The following is a 1,345-nucleotide window of genomic DNA, read 5'->3' on the forward strand; positions in this document are numbered from 1 at the left end:
AAGCGGGAGGCCCGCACCCGGGCGGTGGACATGCTGGGTCGGGTGGGGATTCCGCAGCCGGGGAAGCGGTTCGATCAGTATCCGCACGAGTTCTCCGGGGGTATGCGGCAGCGGGCGATGATCGCGATGGCCCTGGTCAACGACCCGGATCTGTTGATCGCCGACGAGCCGACCACCGCCCTGGACGTGACGGTGCAGGCGCAGATCCTGGACCTGCTCAGTGATCTTCAGGCGGAGTTCCGGTCGGCGATCATCCTGATCACTCATGACCTGGGTGTGGTCAGCCAGGTGGCTGATGACGTGCTGGTGATGTATGGGGGTCGGGCGGTCGAGCACGGGAGTGTGGAGCAGGTGTTGCGGCGGCCGCAGCATCCGTACACGTGGGGGTTGTTGTCGAGTGTGCCGTCGTTGCACGGTGACGCGGACGCGGATCTGGTGCCGATCAAGGGCAACCCACCGTCGTTGATCAATCTGCCGTCGGGGTGCGCGTTCCACCCCCGCTGCCGCTATGCCGGCCGCAACGGCGACCGTTCCCGCACCGAGGTGCCCGCGCTGCGGGCGGCCGGGGAGGCCGGGCACCTGGTGGCCTGCCACCTGCCGGCCGAGGAGCGCACCCGGCTCTACCAGCAGGACATCGCCCAGGTGGGAGTGGCCCGATGAGCACCGAGACCGAGCCGCTGCTGCGCGTGCGGGGGCTGACCAAGCACTTCCCGGTGCGGGAGGGCTTCCGCGCCAAGGGCGCCGTGCGGGCGGTCGACGGTCTGGACTTCGATGTGCGGCCGGGGGAGACCCTGGGTCTGGTCGGTGAGTCCGGGTGTGGGAAGACCACGACCGGGCGGATGCTGGTGCGGCTGCTGGAACCGACCTCCGGCACCATCGAGTTCGCCGGGCGGGACATCACCCACGCCCGCCGGGCGCAGTTGCGGCCGCTGCGGCAGGACCTGCAGATCATCTTCCAGGACCCCTACGCCTCGCTGAACCCCCGGCACACCGTCGGCCGGATCGTGGCCATGCCCCTACAGGTCAACCGGATCAACCCGCCCGGCGGGATCAAGAAACGGGTCCAGGAACTCCTGGAACTGGTCGGGTTGAACCCCGAGCACTACAACCGCTACCCGCACGAGTTCTCCGGCGGGCAACGCCAACGCATCGGCATCGCCCGCGCCCTGGCCCTGCGGCCCAAGCTCATCGTCGCCGACGAACCCGTCTCCGCCCTGGACGTCTCCATCCAGGCCCAGGTCATCAACCTCCTGCGCGACCTGCAACGCGACCTCGACCTGGCCTTCGTCTTCATCGCCCACGACCTCGCCGTCGTCCGGCACTTCTGCCACCGCGTCGCCGTCAT

General features: G+C 69.1%; 2 protein-coding genes. Both read left to right on the top strand.

The features are described from left to right. A partial coding sequence (locus tag AB0F68_RS35220; RefSeq protein WP_357346220.1) for an ABC transporter ATP-binding protein occupies positions 1 to 660 on the top strand: 660 nt, incomplete at its 5' end. Continuing rightward, a partial coding sequence (locus tag AB0F68_RS35225) for a dipeptide/oligopeptide/nickel ABC transporter ATP-binding protein (RefSeq protein ID WP_357346222.1) occupies positions 657 to 1,345 on the top strand: 689 nt, incomplete at its 3' end. The genes AB0F68_RS35220 and AB0F68_RS35225, both read left to right, overlap by 4 nt.

It is taken from the genome of Micromonospora sp. NPDC023966, from assembly GCF_040639095.1.
Lineage (GTDB): Bacteria > Actinomycetota > Actinomycetes > Mycobacteriales > Micromonosporaceae > Micromonospora.